Annotated in this window: 15 protein-coding genes; 7 read left to right on the top strand and 8 right to left on the bottom strand. The window is 73.8% G+C overall.

The window, feature by feature from the left end:
• Positions 1–69: 69 nt before the first annotated feature.
• The 5 genes from HDA34_RS01325 (at position 70) to secG (ending at position 4,374) form a co-directional block, all read left to right on the top strand.
• Complete coding sequence (locus tag HDA34_RS01325; protein WP_036315296.1) at positions 70–696, top strand: superoxide dismutase; 627 nt, start codon at positions 70–72, stop codon at positions 694–696.
• 185 nt (positions 697–881) lie between these two features.
• Positions 882–1,892 (top strand): type I glyceraldehyde-3-phosphate dehydrogenase, encoded by a 1,011-nt coding sequence (gene gap, locus HDA34_RS01320; protein WP_041105191.1) that lies wholly within the window; start codon positions 882–884, stop codon positions 1,890–1,892.
• A 107-nt stretch (positions 1,893–1,999) separates the two neighbouring features.
• Positions 2,000–3,247, top strand: a complete 1,248-nt coding sequence (locus HDA34_RS01315) for a phosphoglycerate kinase (RefSeq protein WP_049147874.1) — start codon at positions 2,000–2,002, stop codon at positions 3,245–3,247.
• A 2-nt stretch (positions 3,248–3,249) separates the two neighbouring features.
• Complete coding sequence (gene tpiA, locus HDA34_RS01310; RefSeq protein ID WP_036315288.1) at positions 3,250–4,041, top strand: triose-phosphate isomerase; 792 nt, start codon at positions 3,250–3,252, stop codon at positions 4,039–4,041.
• 81 nt (positions 4,042–4,122) lie between these two features.
• Positions 4,123–4,374 (top strand): preprotein translocase subunit SecG, encoded by a 252-nt coding sequence (gene secG / locus HDA34_RS01305; RefSeq protein WP_036315286.1) that lies wholly within the window; start codon positions 4,123–4,125, stop codon positions 4,372–4,374.
• A 93-nt stretch (positions 4,375–4,467) separates the two neighbouring features.
• Here secG and HDA34_RS01300 read toward each other — a convergent pair whose 3' ends face one another.
• Genes HDA34_RS01300 through HDA34_RS01280 form a run of 5 tightly spaced genes read right to left on the bottom strand, consistent with a single transcriptional unit; the run spans position 4,468 to position 11,968 of the window.
• Positions 4,468–5,409: a glucose-6-phosphate dehydrogenase assembly protein OpcA gene (locus tag HDA34_RS01300; protein WP_036315284.1), complete on the bottom strand. Its 942-nt coding sequence runs from the start codon at positions 5,407–5,409 to the stop codon at positions 4,468–4,470.
• Positions 5,406–6,968: a glucose-6-phosphate dehydrogenase gene (gene zwf, locus HDA34_RS01295; RefSeq protein WP_036315281.1), complete on the bottom strand. Its 1,563-nt coding sequence runs from the start codon at positions 6,966–6,968 to the stop codon at positions 5,406–5,408. The genes HDA34_RS01300 and zwf overlap by 4 nt, the downstream gene beginning before the upstream one ends.
• Positions 6,958–8,559: a phosphoglucose isomerase-related protein gene (locus HDA34_RS01290; RefSeq protein WP_041105186.1), complete on the bottom strand. Its 1,602-nt coding sequence runs from the start codon at positions 8,557–8,559 to the stop codon at positions 6,958–6,960. Before HDA34_RS01290 ends, zwf begins: the two co-directional genes overlap by 11 nt.
• A 56-nt stretch (positions 8,560–8,615) precedes the next feature.
• Positions 8,616–9,734 (bottom strand): transaldolase, encoded by a 1,119-nt coding sequence (gene tal, locus HDA34_RS01285; protein WP_036338557.1) that lies wholly within the window; start codon positions 9,732–9,734, stop codon positions 8,616–8,618.
• A gap of 59 nt (positions 9,735–9,793) precedes the next feature.
• A complete protein-coding gene (locus HDA34_RS01280; RefSeq protein WP_134377163.1) occupies positions 9,794–11,968 on the bottom strand; it encodes a transketolase family protein in 2,175 nt (724 codons plus the stop codon).
• Between the two features lie 262 nt (positions 11,969–12,230).
• On the opposite strand from HDA34_RS01280, the gene HDA34_RS01275 reads away from it, so the two are divergent.
• Positions 12,231–13,214 (top strand): heme o synthase, encoded by a 984-nt coding sequence (locus HDA34_RS01275; protein ID WP_049147876.1) that lies wholly within the window; start codon positions 12,231–12,233, stop codon positions 13,212–13,214.
• A gap of 87 nt (positions 13,215–13,301) precedes the next feature.
• Here HDA34_RS01275 and HDA34_RS01270 read toward each other — a convergent pair whose 3' ends face one another.
• From HDA34_RS01270 to HDA34_RS01260, 3 genes are read right to left on the bottom strand one after another with little or no spacing between them, the layout of a single operon-like run.
• Positions 13,302–14,318: a COX15/CtaA family protein gene (locus HDA34_RS01270; RefSeq protein ID WP_049147877.1), complete on the bottom strand. Its 1,017-nt coding sequence runs from the start codon at positions 14,316–14,318 to the stop codon at positions 13,302–13,304.
• Positions 14,319–14,360: 42 nt separating this feature from the next.
• On the bottom strand, positions 14,361–15,137 hold the full coding sequence (locus tag HDA34_RS01265) for an ABC transporter permease (protein ID WP_134377164.1): 777 nt from the start codon (positions 15,135–15,137) through the stop codon (positions 14,361–14,363).
• Positions 15,134–16,099 carry an ABC transporter ATP-binding protein gene (locus HDA34_RS01260; protein ID WP_230277980.1) on the bottom strand — a complete coding sequence of 322 codons (966 nt, stop codon included), beginning with the start codon at positions 16,097–16,099 and terminating at the stop codon, positions 15,134–15,136. Before HDA34_RS01260 ends, HDA34_RS01265 begins: the two co-directional genes overlap by 4 nt.
• A gap of 50 nt (positions 16,100–16,149) precedes the next feature.
• Between HDA34_RS01260 and HDA34_RS01255 the strand changes: the two genes are divergently transcribed.
• Positions 16,150–16,935, top strand: coding sequence for a helix-turn-helix transcriptional regulator (locus tag HDA34_RS01255; RefSeq protein WP_255420488.1), 786 nt, complete (start codon positions 16,150–16,152; stop codon positions 16,933–16,935).
• Positions 16,936–16,989 lie beyond the last annotated feature (54 nt).

Below are 16,989 nucleotides of genomic sequence, written 5' to 3'. Positions count from 1 at the left end.
GACGCGAGGTTGCCCGAGGTGGAGGCCGAGGGCGTCCTGCCCGCAGCCTCGCCTGACCAAGGAGGAAGCATGACCGAATACACCCTTCCGGAGCTGGACTACGACTACGCCGCGCTGGAGCCGCACATCTCGGCCCGCATCATGGAGCTGCACCACTCCAAGCACCACGCCACGTACGTCAAGGGCGCGAACACCGCCCTGGAGAAGCTGGCCGCCGCGCGTGAGGCCGGCGACTTCGGCTCCGTGAACCAGCTGTCGAAGGACCTCGCCTTCAACCTGGGCGGGCACACGAACCACTCGATCTTCTGGAAGAACCTCTCGCCGGAGGGCGGCGACAAGCCGACCGGCGAGCTGGCCGCCGCCATCGACGAGTACTTCGGCTCGTTCGACCAGTTCCAGGCCCACTTCACCGCCGCCGCCCTCGGCATCCAGGGCTCCGGCTGGGCCGTGCTGGCCTACGAGCCCATCGGCGGCAACCTGGTGATCGAGCAGTTCTACGACCAGCAGAACGGCGTGCCGGTCGCCACCATCCCGCTGTTCCAGCTGGACATGTGGGAGCACGCCTTCTACCTCGACTACCAGAACGTCAAGGCGGACTACGTCAAGGCGATCTGGAACATCGTGAACTGGGCCGACGTGCAGGCCCGCTTCGAGGCCGCCCGCGCCGGCGCCTCCGGCCTGATCCTCCCGGCCTGATCCACACCGCGCACCGGGGCGCTGACGTCGTGGCCCCACGACGTCAGCGCCCCGATGCGGGGAGGGGCTCGGCGCTCCGGCCCTGTCCCCACCGCGCGCCCGGACCGGGCGCGACCGCTCGACCGTACCGCCCCGGACCCACCGCCACGGGGACCACGCAACGCGAACTAATGAGAGAGACCACCATGACCAAGATCGCCATCAACGGCTACGGCCGCATCGGACGCAACATCGTGCGCGTGCTCAGGGACCGCGGCCACGAGAACCTCGAGCTGGTCGCGGTGAACGACCTCGCCGACCCCGAGGACCTGTTCTGGCTGACCCAGTACGACACCATCCTGGGCCGCTACCCGGGCGAGCTGGAGCGGACCGAGAAGGGGTTCCGCATCGACGGCCGCGACGTCGCGTTCTTCCAGGAGGCCGACCCGACGAAGCTGCCGTGGGGTGAGCTCGGCGTGGACCTGGTCATCGAGTGCACCGGCATCTTCACGACCGGCCCCAAGGCGCAGGCCCACCTCGACGCCGGGGCCAAGAAGGTCCTCATCTCCGCTCCCGCCAAGGAGGTCGACGGCACCTTCGTGATGGGTGTGAACGAGCACACCTACGACGCGGAGACGATGCACATCGTCTCGAACGCCTCGTGCACCACGAACTGCCTGGCCCCGATGGCGAAGGTCCTCAACGACGAGTTCGGCATCGTGGACGGCATCATGACCACGATCCACGCGTACACCGGCGACCAGAACCTGCACGACAACGTGCACAAGAAGGATCGCCGTCGGGCGCGCGCCGCCGCCCAGAACATGGTGCCCACCTCCACGGGCGCGGCCAAGGCCATCGGCGAGGTCATCCCGGAGCTGAAGGGCAAGCTCGACGGCTTCGCCATGCGGGTGCCCACCATCACCGGCTCGGCCACCGACCTGACCGTGGAGCTGACGCGCCACGTGGAGGTCGAGGAGATCAACGCGGCGTTCAAGAAGGCCGCGGAGTCCGGTCCGCTGCAGGGCCGCCTGGTCTACTCGGAGGACCCGATCGTGTCTTCGGACATCATCACCTCCCCGGCGGCGTGCACCTTCGACGCCCCGCTGACCAAGTCCATCGGCCAGACCGTGAAGATCATCGGCTGGTACGACAACGAGTACGGCTACACCTCCCAGCTCATGGACTTCGCAGACCTCATCGGCTCGAAGCTCTGAGCCCGCACGGCGCCCGACGGCCCGGGCCGACGGTTCCTCCGTCGGCCCGGGCCGTCCGCCTAGACTGCACCGTGAACCGACCCCGCTCCGGCACCCCAGGAGGCATCATGCCCGCACCGACCCTCACCGATCTGCTCGAGGCCGGCGTCGCCGGCCGCACCGTGCTCATCCGGTCCGACCTGAACGTCCCGCTGGACGGGGACACCGTCACCGACGACGGCCGCATCCGGGCCTCGCTGCCCGCGATCCGGGACCTGGCCGAGGCCGGTGCGCGCGTGATCGTCATGGCCCACCTGGGCCGCCCCAAGGGTGAGCCGGACCCCGCGTACTCCCTCCGTCCGGTCGCCGCGCGCATGGCCGAGCTGCTGGGCGCCGACGTCGCCCTGGCCGCGGACGTGACCGGGGACGACGCGCGCGCGAAGGCCGCCGCCCTGCAGGACGGCCAGGTGCTGCTGCTGGAGAACGTGCGCTTCGACGCCCGCGAGACCTCCAAGGACGATGCCGAGCGCGCCGCACTGGCCGGCGAGATGGCGGCGCTGGCCGGCGACGACGGCGCCTACGTGGGCGACGCCTTCGGCGCGGTCCACCGCAAGCACGCCTCCGTGTTCGACGTCGCGGCACAGCTGCCGGCCCACCAGGGCCCGCTGGTCGCCGCCGAGCTCGAGGTGCTCACCCGTCTGACCGAGTCCCCGGAGCGGCCTTACGTCGTCGTGCTGGGCGGGTCGAAGGTCTCGGACAAGCTGGCCGTGATCGACAACCTGCTGGACAAGGCCGACACGCTGCTGATCGGCGGCGGCATGCTCTTCACGTTCCTCAAGGCGCAGGGCCACGAGGTGGGCGCCTCCCTGCTCGAGGAGGACCAGCTCGACACCGTCCGCGAGTACCTGCGCCGCTCCGAGGCCGGGGCCGCCCGCATCGTGCTCCCCACGGACATCGTCATGGCCTCCGGCTTCGCGGCCGACGCCGAGCACGAGGTCCTGGCCGTGGACGCCCTCACCTCGGGCGCGCACGGCGCGTCCGCCATGGGCTTGGACATCGGCCCCGAGACGGCCCGGGCGTTCGCGGAGCAGATCCGCGGCGCCCAGACCGTGTTCTGGAACGGCCCCATGGGCGTGTTCGAGTTCCCGGCCTTCGCGGAGGGCACCCGGGCGGTGGCCCGGGCCCTCACCGAGGCCTCCGCGGCCGGCGGCCTGTCGGTGGTCGGCGGCGGCGACTCCGCGGCGGCCGTGCGCACGCTCGGCTTCGCCGACGACGCGTTCGGCCACATCTCCACCGGCGGCGGCGCCTCCCTCGAATACCTCGAGGGCAAGGAGCTCCCGGGCGTCACCGCCCTGGCCGGCGAGGGGCGGGCGTGAGCATGGCGGAGCAGACCACACGCGTGCCGCTGATCGCGGGCAACTGGAAGATGAACCTGGACCACCTCGAGGCCGTCACCCTGGTGCAGCGCCTCACGTGGCTCCTCACGGACGCGGACCATGACCAGGAGGCCGTGGAGGTCGCGGTGTTCCCGCCCTTCACGGGCCTGCGGGCCGTGCAGACGCTCGTCACCGGCGACCGCCTGGACCTCGCCTACGGCGCGCAGGACCTCTCGCCCGAGGACGCCGGCGCCTACACGGGCGACGTCTCCGGCGCGTTCCTGGCCGCGCTGGGGTGCCGCTACGCGATCGTGGGCCACTCCGAGCGTCGCACCCTCCACGGGGAGGACGACGCGCTCGTCGCGCGCAAGGCCGCCGCGGCCCTGCGCCACGGCCTCACCCCGGTGATCTGCGTGGGCGAGGGCCTGGAGGTGCGCCAGGCCGGCCGGCACGTCGAGCACACGCTCGCCCAGCTGGAGGGCTCGATCGCGGGCCTGTCGGCGCAGGACGTGGCCGGCGTCGTCGTCGCCTACGAGCCCGTGTGGGCGATCGGCACGGGCGAGGTCGCCGGCCCCGAGGACGCGCAGCAGATGTGCGCGGCCCTGCGCGCCCGCGTGGCCGCACTGCACGGCGACGACGTCGCCGCCGGACTGCGGATCCTCTACGGCGGCTCCGTGAAGTCCTCCAGCGCGCCGGCGCTGCTGGCGCAGCCAGACGTGGACGGCGCCCTCGTGGGCGGCGCCAGCCTCGACGCGGACGAGTTTGCTAAGATCGTCCGGTTCGACCAGGCCTGATCCGTCCGGCCCGACCGACCGCATTCTCCGTGACGGCCCCGGCGCGCGCCGGGGCCGCACCTCGACCCGAGGAGCCCTCCCGTGGACGTCCTGACCCTGGCCCTGCAGATCCTCGTGGTCGTGCTCAGCGTGGTCATCGTGCTGCTCATCCTGCTGCACAAGGGCCGCGGCGGCGGCGTCTCGGACATGTTCGGCGGCGGCGTGACCAGCTCGATGAGCTCCTCGGGCTCCGCCCAGCGTCTGCTCACCCGCCTGACCGTCGGCTCCGTGGTCGCCTGGGGTGTCGTGATCGCCCTGCTCGGCGTCCTGCCGCGTCTGACCATGGAGTCCTGAGGCCGCCCCGCCGGGCCCCGACGCGAACGCCCCGCACGGAAGATCCGTGCGGGGCGTTCGCGCGTCCCGGACCGGTGGGGCGCCGGGGGCCCCTCAGCGTTCGGAGGCCTGCACGGGGGAGAGGTCCGTGCGCGGCAGGCCCTGGTGGAGCACGGCGCCGAAGACCTCGTCCGGGTCCAGGCGGCGCAGCTCCTCGGCCAGGCAGTCCTGGATCGTCCGGCGTGGCAGGGAGATGCGCTGCACCGGCCGGCCCTGCTGATAGAGCCGGGCCACCTGCGACTGCGAGCGGGAGAGCACCACGTCCCCGTCCGTGCACCGCAGGCGCACCGCACGGATCCCGTGGCCGACCTTCGAGTGCGCGATCGTCACGGGCACCTTCAGGGTCAGGGTGAGCCACGCCGCGAGCAGCATGGTGCTGGGGGAGTCCGGCGCCCCGTCCACCGTCACCGAGCGCAGGGTGGCCACGTCGAGCGTGTCGAAGATCCCGGCCACCTGGATCCGCCACAGCGTCAGGCGCGTCCAGGCCAGGTCGGTGTCCCCCTCATGGTGGCCCGCGCGCAGAGCCCACAGGGCGGGCTCGGCCGCGGACGCCGAGGCCGTGTCCGTGATCCGGCGGTGGGCCAGGCGACCGAGCGCCGTCGCCGAGGGGACCCCGGGTGGCACCCCGGGCCACCACACGACGATGGGCGCATCGGGCAGGAGCAGCCCGGAGACGAGCGACTCGTCGGCGTGGGCGTTCTCCCCGGCGCACCACAGCACCACGACGTCGGAGGCGCCGGCGTCGCCCCCGACCCGGATCTCGGCGTCCAGGCGGGTGGGGGCCGCGGGGTCGCCCAGGGCCAGGACGACGATGCGGCACGGGTGTTCGAGCGAGGCCGCGTTGGCGGCCTGAACGGCGGACTCGATGCCGGCGTCGTCCGTGCTGATCACGAGCGTGAGGACGCGGCCGAGGGCCACGACCCCGCTCTTCTCGCGCAGCTGCGTGATGCGCTTGGCCACCTGGGAGGTGGTGGTGTCGTGCATGCGGATCTTCACGGGCGCCTCCAGCTTCGTCCGTCGCGGGCCATGAGGGCGTCGGCCGAGGGCGGTCCCCACGTGCCCGGGGCGTAGGGCTCGGGCTGGGTGCCCAGGCTCGCCCAGTGCTCCTCGAACGGGTCCACGATCCGCCAGGACAGCTCCACCTCGGCCTGGCGCGGGAACAGCGGCGGCTCCCCGAGGAGCACGTCGAGGATGAGACGCTCGTACGCCTCGGGGGAGTCCTCGGTGAAGGCGTGGCCGTAGCCGAAGTCCATCGTGACGTCGCGGATCTCGGTCTGCGTGCCGGGCACCTTGGACGCGAAGCGGATGGTGACGCCCTCGTCCGGCTGCACCCGGATGACGATGATGTTCTGCCCGAACTCGTCCCCGTCGTGGACGGGGAACAGCAGGTGCGGGGGCTTCTTGAAGACGACGGCGATCTCCGTCACCCGCCGGCCGAGGCGTTTGCCGGCCCGCAGGTAGAACGGCACGCCCTGCCAGCGCCGCGTGCGGATGCCCACCTTGAGCGCGGCGTACGTCTCCGTGACGGACGCCGGGTTGAAGCCCTCCTCGTCGAGGAATCCCGTGACCCGCTCGCCGCCCTGCCAGCCGGAGGTGTACTGGCCGCGGGCGGAGGCCGCCGCGAGTCCCTCGGGCGTGTCCGGGACGGTCACGGCCTCGAGGACCTTCTCCTTCTCCGCGCGCAGATGGTCCGCGTCGAACGAGATCGGCTCCTCCATCGCGGTGAACGCGAGCAGCTGCAGGAGGTGGTTCTGGATGACGTCGCGCGCCGCGCCCACGCCGTCGTAGTAGCTCGCCCGTCCACCGATGCCGATGTCCTCGGCCATCGTGATCTGGACGTGGTCCACGTGCTCCGCGTTCCAGAGCGGCTCGAACATCCGGTTGGCGAACCGGAACGCGAGGATGTTCTGCACCGTCTCCTTGCCGAGGTAGTGGTCGATGCGGAACACCGCGTCCGAGGGGAAGACGCGCTCGATCACAGCATTGAGCTCCTGCGCGCTGGCCAGGTCGTGGCCGAAGGGCTTCTCGATGACCACGCGGCGCCACGGGCCCTCGGCCGGCTGCGACCGGTCGGCCAGGCCCTGGTCGGCCAGGTGGCGGGAGACGGCCTCGAACCAGTCCGGCGGGATGGAGAGGTAGAACGCCGTGTTCCCGCGCGTGCCGCGTGAGGTCTCGAGCTCGGCGAGCACCTCGTCGAGACGGACGTAGGCCGCCTCGTCGTCGAACGCGCCGGAGACGAAGCGCAGACCGCCCTGGAACTGGTCCCACACGGTCTCGTCGAACGTGGTCCGGGAGGAGGCCTCGACGGCGGCGCGCACGTAGTCGGCGAACTCCTCGTCGGACCAGCTGCGGCGACCGAAGCCGACGAGGGAGAACGCCGGCGGCAGCAGGCCGCGTTGGGCCAGGTCGTACATGGCCGGCAGGAGCTTCTTCTTCGCCAGGTCGCCCGTCACGCCGAACAGCACGAGCGCCGACGGGCCCGCGATGCGGGTCAGGCGCCGGTCACGGGGGTCGCGCAGCGGGTTGCGGGGGGCGGTCCGGGACTCACCGGCCACGGACGGCGCTCCTCAGGGCCTCGATGCCCGCGTCGCGGCGGCGCAGGTGCAGGGTGACCACGGGGCGGCCGAGATCGCCCAGCACCCGGGCGTCGCCCGCTGCCTGCGCGGCGATGAGCCTGCCCAGGGAGAACGGGCGGCCGGGCACCTCGAGGTCCAGGCCGGCGTCGCCGGTGATCTGCAGGAACACGCCGACGGCCGGGCCGCCCTTGTGGAACTGTCCGGTGGAGTGCAGGAACCGCGGACCCCAGCCGAACGTGACCGGGCGGCCGACCAGGTCCGCCAGGTCCGCGCGCAGCTCCTCGAGCTCGGCGTCGTCATGACGGGAGAGGTAGGCGTGGACCGCCAGGTAGCCGCCCTCGGGCACCAGTGCCGCCGTGGCGCGCAGCACGCCGGCCAGGTCCGGGGCAGAGGTCACGGACGCCGGGCCGGAGACCTCGACACCCTCCACCTCGCCGTCGGCCGGCCGCTCGGCGGCGGGGCCGTCCAGCAGGGTGCGGGCGGCGGCCTTGGCGGCCTCCACGTCCGGCTGGTCGAAGGGGTTGATCCCGAGCAGCCGGCCGGCCACCGCGGTGGCCACCTCCCACAGCAGCAGCTGGGCGCCGAGCGAGCCGGCGACCTGCACGCCGTGGCCCGGGGCCGCGACGTCGTCCTCGCCGACGAGCTGCACCTGCAGCAGGTCGGGGGCGTCCCACACGGTCTCGGGGTCGCCGGGGGCGACGACGACGGGCAGCAGCCCGGTGCCGTCCTTGCCCGTGGACTCGGCGATCAGCTGCTCGATCCAGGCCGGCAGTCCGGCGATGCCGGACCCGTGGTCGGCGAAGACGAGCTTGTCGCGCAGCGGGCGGGTGCCGCCCAGGGCCGCGCCGAGCTGCAGGCCCGGGTTGTCCTCGTCGTCGGCGATCAGCAGGTCGAGCACGGCCTCCGCGTCGTCCAGCAGGGCCGCGACGTCCACGCCGGCCAGGCCGGTGGGGACCAGGCCGAACGCGGTGAGGGCCGAGAAACGCCCGCCCACGGTCGGGTCCGCGGTGAAGACGGCGCGCCAGCCGGCGGACTCGCACGCGGCGTGCAGCGGCGAGCCCGGGTCCGTGACGGCGACCAGGCGGGTGCGGGGGTCGATCCCGGCGTCGCGGAACGCGGCCTCGACGACGCGGCGCTGCGAGTCGGTCTCCACGGTGGAGCCGGACTTGGAGGAGACCACCAGCACGGTCCGCTCGAGGTCGCGCTCGAGGGCACGGGAGACCTGGAACGGGTCCGTGGAGTCCAGGACCTCGAGCTCGACGCCGGCCGTCGCCGCGATCACCTCGGGGGCCAGGGACGAACCGCCCATGCCCGCCAGGAGCACGCGGTCCACGCCCTCGGCGCGCAGCTCCCGGGTCAGCTGGGCGATGTGCGGGACGAGGGCGCGGGAGTCCTCGAACAGGTCGATCCAGCCGAGCCGCTTGGCGGCCTCGTCGCGGGCCGGCGCCCCCCACAGGTCGGCGTCCTGCGCCCCGAGGCGGGAGGCGACGCGGTCCTGGAGGAGGGCGGGCAGATGGCGGTCGATCGCCTCGAGGGCGGCTCCGGTGGCGGTGAGGCCGAGGGTGCTCATGGGGGGTCCTTCCGTGCGCGTGGCGAGCGGGCGGCGGGGTCGGGGGGCGGGTGCGGTCAGCGATGGGCGTCGAGCCCGGAGCGGACCGAGCCGAGCAGCTCGTCCCACGCGGCCTCGAACTTCTCCAGGCCCTCAGTCTCCAGCACGTCCACGACGTCCTGGTAGGACACGCCTGCCGCGCCGACCGCGTCGAGCAGGGCATCGGCCTCGGCGTAGGCGCCCGTGACGGTGTCCGCCGCGATCACCCCGTGGTCGGCGACCGCCTCGAGGGTCTTCTCCGGCAGGGTGGTCACGGTGTGCGGTGCCACGAGTTCGGTGACGTACAGCGTGTCCGGCAGGGCGGGGTCCTTGACGCCGGTGGAGGCCCACAGGGGCCGCTGCACGGGGGCGCCGGCCGCCTCGAGCAGGCGCCAGCGCTCCGAGTCCAGGGCCTGCTCGAAGGCTCGGTAGGCCAGGCGCGCGTTGGCGACGGCGGCCCGGCCGGTCAGCGCCTCGGCCTCGGGGGTGCCGATCGCGCGCAGCCGCGCGTCGACCTCCGTGTCCACACGGGAGACGAAGAAGGAGGCCACCGAGTGGAGGCGGCGGACGTCGTGCCCGTTCGCCCGGGCCTTCTCCAGGCCGGTGAGCCAGGCGTTGAGCACCCGGCGGTAGCGGGGCAGGGAGAAGATCAGGGTCACGTTCACGCTGATGCCCGCGCCGAGCACGTCCGCGATGGCGGACAGGCCCTCCACGGTCGCGGGGATCTTCACCATGAGGTTGGGACGGTCGACGGCCGCCGCCAGCTCGCGGGCCTGCGCCACGGTGCCGGCGGCGTCGCGGGCCAGGCGCGGATCGACCTCAAGGGAGACGAAGCCGTCCGCCCCGCCGGTGCGCTCGTGGACGGGCGCGAGCACGTCGGCGGCGCGGCGCACGTCCTCGGTCGTCAGGGCGACGACGGCCTCGTCCACCGAGGCGCCGGCCGCGGCGAGTTCGCGCAGCTGTCCCTGGTAGGCGCCCGCGTCCGCGAGGGCGACCGCGAAGATGGACGGGTTCGTGGTGACGCCGGTGACCGAGCGGGTGGCGATCAGCTCTTCGAGCGTGCCCTCGTCCAGCCGCGTGCGGGAGAGGTCGTCGAGCCAGATCGACACACCGGCCTGGGCCAGCGCGGCGGTGTTCGGGTTCTGCGGGGTGCTCATGGTCTGCGGGTGCCTTCCCTTCGGGGTGGACGTGCTCGGGGCGCCGTGGGCGCCGGGCCTCAGAGGAGGCCGCGGGTCACCTCGGCGACGTGCTCACCGGTGAATCCGTACTTCTCCATCAGGCGGGCGCCGTCGGCCGACTCGCCGTAGTGCTCGAGGCTCACGCGGGCGCCCGGGGAGGAGGCCGTCACCGTGTGCTCGAACCACGGCATCGCGATGCCGGCCTCGACGGAGACGCGGACCGGGGCGTCGGGGCCGTCGGGCAGGACCTCGGCCCGGTAGGCCTCGTCCTGCTCGGCGAACCACTCGAGGCAGGGGGCGGAGACGACGCGGGTCGGGACGCCGTCGGCCTGCAGCAGCGCGCGGGCCCGCACGGCCACGGAGACCTCGGAGCCGGTCGCGATCAGCAGCGCGCGGGCCGGCGTCGGCGCGCCGTCGGCATCCGTGGCGTCGATGAGGACGTAGGCGCCGCGGGCCACGCCCGAGGCGGGGGCGAAGCCGTCCGTGTCCCGGGGGAGCACGGGCAGGCTCTGCCGGGACAGGACGAGTCCGGCCGGGCGGTCCCGGTGCTCGAGCACCGTCCGCCACGCCCACGCGGTCTCGTTGGCGTCGGCCGGGCGGACGACGTCGAGCCCGGGGATGGCCCGCAGGGCGGCCAGGTGCTCCACCGGCTGGTGCGTGGGGCCGTCCTCGCCGAGGCCGATGGAGTCGTGCGTCCACACGTACGTGCTCGGGGTGCCCATGAGGGCGGCCAGGCGGACGGCGGGGCGCATGTAGTCGGAGAACGTCAGGAACGTGCCCATGTAGGCACGGGTCAGGCCGCCGATCGTGATGCCGTTGACGATCCCCCCGGCCGCGAACTCGCGGACGCCGAAGTGCAGGGTGCGGCCGTACTCGTGGCCCTGCCACGTGGCGGTGGAGCGGCGGGCCGGGATGAAGGAGGGCTCGCCCTTCATGGTGGTGTTGTTCGACCCGGCGAGGTCGGCCGAGCCGCCCCAGAGCTCGGGCATGACCGGCGCGAGGGCCGTGAGCACCTCTCCGGAGGCCGCGCGCGTGGCCAGGCCCTTCTCGTCCGCGTCCCAGGACGGGAACGCGTCCGCGAAGCCAGCGGGCAGCTCTCGTCCGGCCAGTCGGTCGTACAGCCGCGCGTTCTCCGGGTTCGCCTCGCGCCAGGCCTGGAACGCCGCCTCCCAGCCGCGGCGGTACTCTGCCGAGCGCTCGGTGATGGACCGGGCGCGGGCCAGGAGCTCGGGGTCGACGTCGAAGGTCTTGGTCGGGTCCAGCCCGAGGCTCTCCTTGAGGCCGGCGACCTCGTCCGTGCCGAGCTTGGAGCCGTGGATGCCGCCGGTGTTCTGCTTCGTGGGGGAGGGCCAGCCGATCACGGTGCGCAGCTTGATCAGCGAGGGCCGGCCGGTCTCGGCCTTGGCCGCGACGAGGGCGTCGTACAGGGCCTCCACGTCCTCCGTGTACTCGGTCACGGCGTGGCCCTGGGCGCCGTTGGTCCAGTCGACCTCCTGCACGTGCCAGCCGTAGGCCTCGTAGCGGCGGACCACGTCCTCGGTGAACGCGATGTCCGTGTCGTCCTCGATCGAGATGCGGTTCGCGTCGTAGACGACGACCAGGCTCCCGAGCTCCTGGTGCCCGGCCAGCGAGGAGGCCTCGGCGGCGACGCCCTCCTGGATGTCCCCGTCGGAGGCGAGCACGAACACGTGATGGTCGAACGGGGAGGTGCCGGGGGCGGCGTCGGGGTCCATCAGCCCGCGCACGCGGCGCTGCTCGTACGCGAAGCCGACGCCCATCGCCAGGCCCTGGCCCAGCGGACCCGTGGTCACCTCGACGCCGTGGGTGTGGCCGTACTCCGGGTGGCCCGGGGTCCTGGATCCCTCGGTGCGCAGCCCCTGGATGTCCTCGATCTCGAGCCCGGCGCCCGCGGCGAACAGCTGCAGGTACTGGATGAGCGAGGCGTGGCCCGCGGAGAGGATGAAGCGATCCCGGCCCTCCCAGCGGTCGTCCGTGGGGTCCAGGTGCATGACGTTCTGGTACAGCTGCCACGCCACGGGGGCCAGCGAGATCGCGGTGCCGGGGTGGCCGTGCCCGGCCTTCTCCACGGCGTCCGCCGAGAGCGCCTTGAGCGTGTCCACCATCCGGCGGTCCTGCTCCGAGTAGACGAACCCGCGGGCCGGGGCCACCCGGTCCAGGGTCGGGGGGGTGGACGGCTGCGCGGCGTCGGTCACGGGTTCTCTCCTGGCGGATCGGGAGCGTCGGGGTGCGGCCCCGGCCGACGCCGGGGCGTCGCGGCGCGGGGCCGTCGTCCCAGCCTAGCCGCGCGACGGCGGGGCGGGCCCGACCGGGCGCCTCATGACATGCTTCGCCCCCGGGCGAACAGCCGTTGACACGAGTAGACTGGGTCAAGGCCTGACCGCAGGCGGACCGCCCGAGTGGCCGATCCGAACCCCGGGACGGGCACGCCCACCGTCCCCTCACCGTGAGAAGCAGATGTCATCCTCCCTGGAGTCGCCGTCCGCCGCCCGCGTCGCCGCCGCCGAGCCCGGCGTCGTCGACCGGTCCCCGCTGCCCCTGCGCCGCAAGGTGCGGGCGTACGTCGAGCTGACGAAGCCCCGGGTGATCGAGCTGCTGCTGGTGACCACGCTGCCGACCATGATCTTCGCGCAGCGCGGCTTCCCGGACGTGCTCACCATGATCGCCACGCTCGTCGGCGGTGCGCTCGCCGCCGGCGCCTCCGGCACCTTCAACTGCTACATCGACCGGGACATCGACCGGGTCATGAAGCGCACCGAGAACCGGCCGCTCGTCACCGGCGAGGTCACCCCGCGCGAGGCCCTCGTGTTCGCGTGGGTGCAGACGGTCGTGTCCATCCTGATCCTCGGGTTCGGCGCCAACTGGCTGGCGGCCGGCCTGGGCGTGGCCGCCATCTTCTTCTACGTGGTCGTGTACTCGCTCGTGCTCAAGCGCCGCACGGAGCAGAACATCGTGTGGGGCGGCATCGCCGGCTGCTTCCCCGTGCTGATCGGCTGGGCGGCCGTGCGCGAGACCGTCGAGTGGCCGGCCATCGTGCTGTTCCTCGTGGTCTTCCTGTGGACGCCCCCGCACTACTGGCCGCTGTCCATGAAGTACAAGCGCGACTACCAGCAGGCCGACGTGCCGATGCTCGGCGCCATCGCCTCCGCGCGCCACGTCTCCAACCAGGTCGTGCTCTACGCGTGGGCCACCGTGGCGTGCTCCCTCCTGCTCGTGCCGATGGGCTGGGCCGGCATCGTCTACACCGCGGTCGCGCTCGTCGTCGGAGGCTGGTTCATCTGGGAGTCCCACGTGCTGCAGGTGCAGGCCCAGCGCGAGGACTTCGAGGACCGCAAGGCCATGAAGGTCTTCCACCTCTCCATCACCTATCTGACGCTGCTGTTCATCGCCCTGGCCGTGGACCCGTTCGTGGGTGCGCCGCTGATGCACTTCGGCGCCTGACCTCGGGTCCGCCCCGGGCGCTCCCCGGGACGCAGACGACGACGGCCCCGCACCAGCCGGTGCGGGGCCGTTCGCGTGCGCGGGGTGTCAGCCCGCAGCGACGGTGCGCGCGGGCGTGGCGGTCTCGACCGCGGCACCGGGTCCGGCCGTGACGTAGCGGGCGACCTGCCGGTCCCAGGCCTCCGTCGCCGACGCCACGAGCAGTGCCGAGCCGAGCATGTGCAGCAGGACCACACCGATCGGCAGGCCCGTGAAGTGCTGGGTGTAGCCCACGGCGGCCTGGAACACGAGGGCGAGCAGGAGCCGCAGCACGGCGGCGCGCTGCAGGCGGGAGGCGCCGGCCGCGCGGCGCACCGTGAAGAACAGGACCAGGGCGGCCGCCAGGAGCAGGTACACCGGGACCACGTGGGCACGCGTGACCAGCAGCGGGTCGAACTCGTGGCGCGGCGAGCCGGGGTCGCCGGAGTGCGGGCCCGTGCCGGTCACCACGGTGCCCAGGTACACGGCGGCCCACGTCAGCGCGAACGCCGCCCAGGCGGCGGCACGGGACCGGCCGGTGGTGGCGCCGTCCACGAGGGGCACCCCCGCCCGGCCGGCACGGCGCTCGGCGGCGATGCGCACCACGAGCAGGGTCGCCACGGCCACCATGATCGAGGACACGATGAAGTGGCCGGCCACCCACCACGGGTTCAGATTCGTCAGGACCACGACGCCGCCCACGAGGGCCTGCGCGGGAATGCCGGCCAGCAGGCCCACGGAGAGCCAGAAGGGGCTCCGGTGGGTGCCGCGCAGGTTCCACAGGGACAGGAACATGGCGGCGGCGATGACCACCAGGACGAACGTCAGCGTCCGGTTGCCGAATTCGATGTAGCCGTGGATGCCCATCTCCGGGGTGTTGGTGAGGGACTCGGGCGAGCACTTGGGCCACGTGGGGCAGCCCAGGCCGGAGCCGGTGAGGCGCACGGCGCCGCCGGTGACGATGATGCCGATCTCGGACGCCAGTGACGCCACGGCGAGGGCCATGGTGGCCTTCGAGAGGCGCTGCGGCAGACGGGCGGCGAGTCCGGCCGGGGCGGTCCGGGCCGCGGGGGTGGTGGTGGACACGGTGTCCTTCCGATCGTTCGATGCAGGGGGACGGGGAACGGCTCAGGGCCGCCAGCGGAACCAGCGGAGCGCGGCCGCGACGGCCACGGCGCCCCACAGGGTGAGCACGAGCAGGGGGACGGGCGACCAGGCCCCGTCCAGGAGGGCGGCCCGCAGGGCCGTGCCCAGCGCGCCGGAAGGGAGCAGGCCCACGCCGGGGACCCGGGCGGGGAACACCGTGCCGCCGACGGCGCCGAACAGCACCCACAGCAGGTTGGCGACGGCGAGGGTCGCCTCCGGCCGGGCCGTGCCGGCGAGCAGCAGCCCGAGGGCCGTGAAGGCGGCGGCCCCCAGTGCGAGGGCGACCAGGGCCGGCAGGATCCCCTCGGGGTCCGGACGCCACCCGAGCGCCAGGCCGACGCCGCCGATCACGCTCACCTGCACCAGCAGGAGGGCCACCACCGCCAGGGCCTTGCCGGCGACGAGGCCGAGCGTGCCCAGCGGGGTGGTGGCCAGGGCGGCGAGCACGTCGTAGCGACGCTCGAAGCCCGTGGCGATCGCGGTGGCCGTGAACGCGGAGCTGATCACGGCCAGGGCGAGCACGCCGGGCACGGCCACGTCCAGGCCCGATCGGCCCGGGGCGTCGAGCAGGCCGGTGACGTGCACGCCCACGAGCGCGAGCAGGGGCAGCACCACGGTCACGAGCAGCTGCTCGCCGTTGCGCAGCGCGGTGCCGGTCTCGTAGCCGGCCTGACGCAGGACGCGGGCGGCCAGCGGGGCGGCGCCCGCGTGGGCTCCGGTGCCGGCCGGGGCGCGGTGGTCGACGACGGGCGTGCTCATGCGGCGGTCTCCCGGAGGATCTGCTCGAGGCGCAGTCCGGCGCGCTCGAATCGGGTGGGCATCAGGGCGTGCTCCCGCCAGCTCGCCGCGAGGACGGCCAGGTCGTCCGGGCCGCGGACGCCGGCCACGCGCAGGCGGGCGGACTCGCCGAGGCCGGCCGCGCGCAGCGGCGCGGGCAGGGTGTCCGCCCAGGCGCGGACGGCGTCGGGGGAGGCGTCGCCGAAGTCCACGTCGACGACGTCGCCCTCGGCCACGCGCGTGAGCTCGGACAGCGGGCCGGAGCGCACCACGCGGCCGGCGCGCAGGATGGCGACGTCGTCCGCGAGCCGCTCGGCGTCGTCGAGCAGGTGCGTGGTCAGCAGCACGGCGGCGCCGCGGTCGGTCTGTTCCCGCACGACGTCGTGCACGACGGGCCGGGTCTCCGGGTCGAGGCCCGCGGTGGGCTCGTCGAGGAACAGCATGTCCGGCCGGCCGACGAGGGCGGCCGCGAGCGCGACGCGCTGGCGCTGGCCGCCGGAGAGGCGGCGCAGGGGGCGGCCGGCGACCTCGGCGATCAGCAGGCGCTCCAGCAGCGGCTCGACGGGCAGCGGGTCGCGGTACAGGGACGCCACGTGGCCGACGAAGCGGCGGGCGGGGATCGCGGGCGGCAGGCCGCCCTCCTGCCACATCACGCCGATGCGGGCGCGCAGGTCGGCGGAGGCCCGCCACGGGTCTGCGCCGAAGACGCGCACGGTGCCGGCGTCGGGCCGGTCCATGCCGTGGCAGAGGCCGAGGGTGGTGGACTTGCCGGCCCCGTTGGGGCCGAGCAGCACCGTGACGGCGCCGGCACGGGCGGTGAGGTCGACGCCCCGCAGGACGGGGGTGCGGGACCGGCCGCGGCCGAGGCTCCGGTGGACGTCGCTCAGGCGCAGGACGGGCTCGTCGCGCGGCACGGGATCCGGGGTCAGGGGAGGTCGGGGCACTGTGCCAGTCTAGTCCTCGGGCCCTGCGACCCCGGCTCGTGGGGCCGGGGGTGCCCGGGCCTGCGGCGGGTTCCGCCGCGGGCGTCATCAAGCCAGGTGAGCCTCACTTGAACCGTTCCAGATCAATAGGTCATGATGGCGTGGTGTATTCGGATCAGTCTGCGTCGCCCCCCGCTCCGGCCCCGGCCGAGGGCACGCGCGAGCGTGTGCTGCAGCTGGTCCTGACGCGTGGACCCGTGAGCGCGGCCGAGATCGGCCGCGAGCTGGAGCTGACCGCGGCCGCCGTGCGCCGCCATCTGGACGCGCTCGAGGAGGACTCGCTCGTCGAGGTCAAGCGGGTCACCGCGGCCCGCGGCGCGGGACGGCCTTCCCGCCGCTACGTGGTCACCTCGCACGCGCAGGAGCACCTGCCCAAGGACCACCTCGCCGTCGCCCTGGACACCCTGGCCCGCCTCGAGGAGCTCGGCGGGGAGGAGGAGGTGCGCCGCACCGCGCGCCACGCCTTCCGGGAGATCGAGGAGCGCTTCACGGCCGCCGTCGACGGCCGGGAGACCGCGCTGCAGGACCGCACCCGGATCCTCGCGCGGGTCCTCGACGAGGCCGGCTACGCCGGCACGCTGCGCCACTTCGGCGCGGGCCTGGCGCCCACCCTCCGCGCGGACCAGGTCTGCCAGGGGCACTGCCCGTTCCAGGGAATTCCCGCCCGCCATCCGGAGTTCTGTGAAGAGGAGACCGCGCTGTTCGCCCGCCTGCTCGAGGTGGACGTGCGCCGGCTCTCGACCCTCGCCGCCGGCGCCCACGTGTGCACCACACACGTGCCGCTGGGCCGCGACTGAGCCGCGCGGGCCACGCCCCGGCTCCCGCCGACCACCCGACCGACCCCGACCGCA

The organism is Micrococcus luteus (assembly GCF_014138885.1).
Lineage (GTDB): Bacteria > Actinomycetota > Actinomycetes > Actinomycetales > Micrococcaceae > Micrococcus > Micrococcus luteus.
The sequence above is the reverse complement of the archived record's forward strand: the minus strand, read 5'-3'. Positions and strand labels throughout refer to the sequence as shown.

What these genes read in the sequence shown, in the direction of transcription:
- HDA34_RS01275 (WP_049147876.1), top strand. Translation starts at nt 12,231, where the DNA reads ATGTCATCCTCCCTGGAGTCGCCGTCCGCCGCCCGCGTCGCCGCCGCC.
- HDA34_RS01290 (WP_041105186.1), bottom strand. Translation starts at nt 8,559, where the DNA reads ATGAGCACCCTCGGCCTCACCGCCACCGGAGCCGCCCTCGAGGCGATC.
- tal (WP_036338557.1), bottom strand. Translation starts at nt 9,734, where the DNA reads ATGAGCACCCCGCAGAACCCGAACACCGCCGCGCTGGCCCAGGCCGGT.
- gap (WP_041105191.1), top strand. Translation starts at nt 882, where the DNA reads ATGACCAAGATCGCCATCAACGGCTACGGCCGCATCGGACGCAACATC.
- HDA34_RS01325 (WP_036315296.1), top strand. Translation starts at nt 70, where the DNA reads ATGACCGAATACACCCTTCCGGAGCTGGACTACGACTACGCCGCGCTG.
- tpiA (WP_036315288.1), top strand. Translation starts at nt 3,250, where the DNA reads ATGGCGGAGCAGACCACACGCGTGCCGCTGATCGCGGGCAACTGGAAG.
- HDA34_RS01265 (WP_134377164.1), bottom strand. Translation starts at nt 15,137, where the DNA reads ATGAGCACGCCCGTCGTCGACCACCGCGCCCCGGCCGGCACCGGAGCC.
- HDA34_RS01315 (WP_049147874.1), top strand. Translation starts at nt 2,000, where the DNA reads ATGCCCGCACCGACCCTCACCGATCTGCTCGAGGCCGGCGTCGCCGGC.